The sequence below is a fragment of the Bradyrhizobium lablabi genome (assembly GCF_001440475.1).
In the GTDB taxonomy this organism is placed as follows: Bacteria; Pseudomonadota; Alphaproteobacteria; order Rhizobiales; family Xanthobacteraceae; genus Bradyrhizobium; species Bradyrhizobium lablabi.
On sequence record NZ_LLYB01000113.1, the window covers coordinates 1 to 4,123 of the forward strand.

Below are 4,123 nucleotides of genomic sequence, written 5' to 3' on the forward strand. Positions count from 1 at the left end.
TACTTCGGAGCCGCCGGGTACGCGCCAACCTGATCGGGAACCGCTCTAGCATCGAGTTTGCAGGACGTGGCGCCGCTGCCGAGTGGTTGACAGATCGGAATCTCGCGCCCCGTTGCAACGTCGAGCGCTAGCATGGTTTTCGTGCCGTTTGCGCCCTTGAAGTTTCGCTGGACGATGCCGCCGACGCGCACGCCTTGCCGCGCGAGATCCTGGGTGAAGTCGGCAAGCAGTCTATCCGCGTCTTGTTCCGGCCTGTAGAGGATTGCCGCAAGGCGCTTGGGATCGATCTCGGCGAGGTTGGCGATCATAGGCTTGATCCTCTGGCTCGTTTCACCTGCAGCGCCTGCCTGTCCAGTATCTACTGCTGGCGTAGATGGCGCGATGCCCTAGGGTTCAGAGGTCGTGCCAGCGGGACGGCCTTTGACCTGGGGCGAATACGTCAATTCCATAGTTGAGCCTTAGCGTATAGGCAGCGGCGCGTCATGCGCGCGTGCTGGAGGTCGCCGCCACACCTTTGGCCCGTACACTGAACTGCGCATCGATCGCAAAGCTAGAGAGCCTATCGCTGAAGGCGATTTCGATCCGGTCTGGTGTGGCTGTCCTCACGTGCTCTACTTGCGCTGCACTTCTCGATCAACGCTGGGGTGAAGATTACCGCAAGGCCGAACATCACCATGCCCACGGCAAGCCAGCTTGGCCACGGAGGCGTTCGGAAGCGGCTGTACCACGAAAGACAGCGCGTATAAAACTGATCCGACCACAGGCCCGGCAAAGATGAAGGGGAGGGTGCGTCCGTCCCAGAAAGACGCGAGAATCCCGCGACCAGCTTCGGCTGCGTCGACTCACAGGTGCCGAGCGCTTTCACAGCGTGCTCCGCGGCTGCGCCATAGAACGCTGCCGCCGGATTGTAGATCGACAGTTTTGCGAAAGTCTCCGCGTCGTTCACGAACTTCTGAGTCGAACTCCACAGCCGAGGTTGCCGATCGCATGGGTGAAGCGGCTTTGCGGAACCGCGAGACGGTTCTCGGCCAGTTTGCTCGGGCGGGCATTCGGCCGAGAGAAACACCTCAAAGGGCGCCCCTTGCGTGATCTGGCCGTAAAACTGTCCGCTCGCGCCAAAGCTCAACGGGGCCTCGCCTGGTCTTTTGCTTCAACGACGCTGCATCTCCTTGGCCGGCATGGTGAAGTTCGCAGCGACCGCCACATCGATCTCTGCCGCTTCTGCATTTCCGATCATAAGCAGCGTCAGAATTGAATTGATCAGGATCAATCGGGTAAGCGTCATCGGAAATTCCTGGGACGGGGCCGCTGCGATGGCTTTGGCCATCGCGGCTCTTTAGCTCCTTATCCCAGCAATCCGCGTGCCGTTCAGGAAAATGGTGCGCGGACTTGGTTGACGACAGTAAACGCGCATAGCTGCCAGCGTGCCCTGTCGAATGGCTGGGTCGGCTTGTCGTGCTTCCGATATCGGCGTCTTCAACCGCACATGGCGTGGCACGACAAGAGTGGAGGCTTAAGATGATGCTGTTCGCCTCTCGTGCCGAGCTTCTCGTTTCACGCCGCGGCGCTTGCCTGTCCAGGCTCTGCTGTTGGCGTGGAAGCTGGTATGGTTTGCAGTGGCGGTTCAGAGGCCGAGAGTAGCGAGATGTGCTTGAGCTGGGCGAATACGTCCATTCCATCCTTGAGTCCTAGCGAATCAAAGGAGAAACGCGTGATGCGCGCTAAAATCTCTGCGCCCGAGCCCCCAGTGCCGAGCGCAAGTACCAGCGTGATCTCAGCCGCGCCGAGCGGCAAACAGGCTCTGATGCGCGCCGGAAAGACGTTGAGGATGGAGCCTGCGCGCGGCGCTTCGCGCGCGACGCTGACGTCGCAGGCGGCGATGCGCAGCCGTTGGTGCACGCCGGGTGCAAGCGGCGGCGCCGGAACCAACAGGCGCGCACCTTTGAGGCGGAGAATAAGAAGCCCATAGCGTCCATCATAGCCGCTCACCACGGCATCAAGGCTGATGGCGGCTTCGCGGCTTGGTGCAAGCGGCAGCGCAGGATCGGTCTGCAAGACATGCAGCGGCCCAGCCGCAGTCACCATGCCGCGATCCATCATAACGAGATAATCGGCAAAGCGTTCGATCTCCGCCATGTCATGGCCGATGTAGATCATCGGCAGCGCGAGCTTCGCGGGCAGGCGTTCGACGAACGGCAGAATCTCACGTTTGGCGCGGCTGTGGAGCGCAGCAAGCGGCTCGTCCATCACAAGCAGTCTGGGCTGAGACAACAGCGCGCGACCCATGGCGACGCGCTGCCGCTCCCCGCCGGATAGATGCGAGGGAGAGCGGTCGAGTAGCGGCGCTAGGTCGAGCAGTTCGACCACCTCATCAAACGCGATCGGCATCGGTTTGGGTTTGGGCGCACCATAAAGCAGGTTTGCGCCTGACCGACAAATGGAGAAAAAGGCCCGCCTCCTGAGACACATAGCCAATAGAACGCAGATGCGGTGGGCGGAAGGTAGTCTCGTCCTGCCATACCTCGCCATCGATGGCGCAGAGGCCGGTCGGCAAACGCTCAAGGCCAGCGATGCAGCGTGCCACCGCAGTCGTTCCGCAGCCTGGCGGGCCGAAAATCGCCGCCACGCCTTTGGCCGGTACGCTGAAGTGTGTATCGGGTGGAAAGCCAGCGATACTGCCCCTGAAGGCAATCTCAATATGGCCCGGTGTGGCTGTCCTCACGTGCTCCTCCTTCTGCTGTATTTGTCGATCAAGGTTAAGGTGAGGACTACCGCAACGGCGAACATCGCCATGGCGCCGGCAAGCCAGCTTGCTTCGCGCCAGCGCGACTCTTGGACAAAGTCGAAGAGAAAGGCCGACAGCACCTTGGTACGCCCAGGAATGTTGCCGCCGATCATCACCACGACGCCGAACGTGCTGATCGTATGCGCAAAGCCAAGCACGGCGGCTGTCAGAAGACCCGGTCGCGCCAGAGGCAGGGCGACCGTGAAGAAGGCATATAAGGGTGAGGCGCGCAGAGTAGCCGCGATCTCCAGCGGCCGGTCACCCACAGCAGCGAAGGCGGAGCGGATGGGCTCCACCACCAAAGGCAGCGCTGACAAAACCGATCCAACCACGAGCCCCGCAAAGGTGAAGGCCAGCGTGCGCCCGCCCCACAGAGAGGCGAGAAGGTCGACCGGGCCGTTCGGGCCGAGCAGGGCGAGCAGATAAAAACCGAGTACTGTTGGCGGCAGCACCAGCGGCAGCGCGATGATCGTGGCCACGGCCTCCGTCCAAAGGCTCTTCGAGCGTGCTAGCCACCACGCGAGCGGCGTGCCGACGATCAGCAGGATCACGGTCGTCACGCTCGCGAGCTCGATCGTAAGCCCGAGCGACTGCCAGATTTCTGGTGAAAGGCTATCCATGCGCGTCAATTTAACTGTTCGAGCACATTGTCATGCTCGCGTAATAATTGAGTAGACTACCGGGACCTTTAGGCGCGCGTCGCTCGGTTATCGGCGTCAGTCTGCAACCGCACGACGTTCCGCAAGATCGGGTCACAAACTCCTGCGGCACGAGCCAGCGCGAAACGCTCTTGCTGTCTGCGAGTTGCGGAAGCGGGGCGGCGCTGAGCTCGGCATTGACCGTCTTGATGAATTGGTAGGCCTGCGTGATGGTTGCGCCCTCGACCAGCTTCGGTTGCATGCCCTCATAGGCATCGATGGCCTTCATCGCTTCCACCGCAGCGCCATAGAGCGCCGGGGCGGAGTTGCAGATCTGTAGTTTTAGGATAGATGCCGTCCTGAACGTGTCGAAGCCGTTCACGAACTTCGCCGTTCTGCTCCAGAGCACCAGGTTGCCGCTAGCGTGGGTAAGTCGGCCTTCACGTACAGCAAAACCATTCTCAACCAATTTCTTCGGGTGGGAATCGTCGGCCGTGAGAATCATTTGTCACGACCCGCCTTGCGTGATCTGGCTATAAAGCTGTCGGCTCGCGCCGAACACGGCCTTCTGTGCGGATTTCTGCTTGAAGGATGCGATATCCCCGGCCGGCTCGGTGAACTCGGCGGCAAGCGCGACATTGATGTTCNGCCGACTGTTCACTTCCGAGCATAAGCGGCATCAGTGCCTTAATCGGGATCG

5 protein-coding genes and 1 pseudogene are annotated in these 4,123 nt (G+C 61.0%); all 6 read right to left on the reverse strand.

The genetic code is table 11. The annotated features are described in order from the left end of the window. Positions 1-308 (reverse strand): DUF2478 domain-containing protein (locus CQ14_RS32265; RefSeq protein ID WP_156435678.1); only part of this gene is annotated, 308 nt, incomplete at its 3' end. Positions 309-559: 251 nt separating this feature from the next. Continuing rightward, positions 560-1,126: a substrate-binding domain-containing protein gene (locus CQ14_RS48420; RefSeq protein WP_430650233.1), complete on the reverse strand. Its 567-nt coding sequence runs from the start codon at positions 1,124-1,126 to the stop codon at positions 560-562. Between the two features lie 24 nt (positions 1,127-1,150). Then, on the reverse strand, positions 1,151-1,327 hold the full coding sequence (locus CQ14_RS44100) for a hypothetical protein (protein WP_156435679.1): 177 nt from the start codon (positions 1,325-1,327) through the stop codon (positions 1,151-1,153). Between the two features lie 227 nt (positions 1,328-1,554). Then, positions 1,555-2,722 (reverse strand): annotated as a pseudogene (gene modC, locus CQ14_RS47710) (molybdenum ABC transporter ATP-binding protein). Then, a complete protein-coding gene (gene modB / locus CQ14_RS32275; protein WP_057861849.1) occupies positions 2,719-3,405 on the reverse strand; it encodes a molybdate ABC transporter permease subunit in 687 nt (228 codons plus the stop codon). The pseudogene modC and the gene modB overlap by 4 nt, the downstream one beginning before the upstream one ends. A gap of 10 nt (positions 3,406-3,415) precedes the next feature. Next, positions 3,416-3,928, reverse strand: coding sequence for a molybdate ABC transporter substrate-binding protein (gene modA / locus CQ14_RS32280; protein WP_057861824.1), 513 nt, complete (start codon positions 3,926-3,928; stop codon positions 3,416-3,418). Between the last annotated feature and the right edge of the window lie 195 nt (positions 3,929-4,123).

Excerpts from the sequence above, each read along its gene's own strand:
- CQ14_RS44100 (WP_156435679.1), bottom strand. The coding sequence starts at position 1,327 with ATGGCCAAAGCCATCGCAGCGGCCCCGTCCCAGGAATTTCCGATGACG.
- modB (WP_057861849.1), bottom strand. The coding sequence starts at position 3,405 with ATGGATAGCCTTTCACCAGAAATCTGGCAGTCGCTCGGGCTTACGATC.
- modA (WP_057861824.1), bottom strand. The coding sequence starts at position 3,928 with ATGATTCTCACGGCCGACGATTCCCACCCGAAGAAATTGGTTGAGAAT.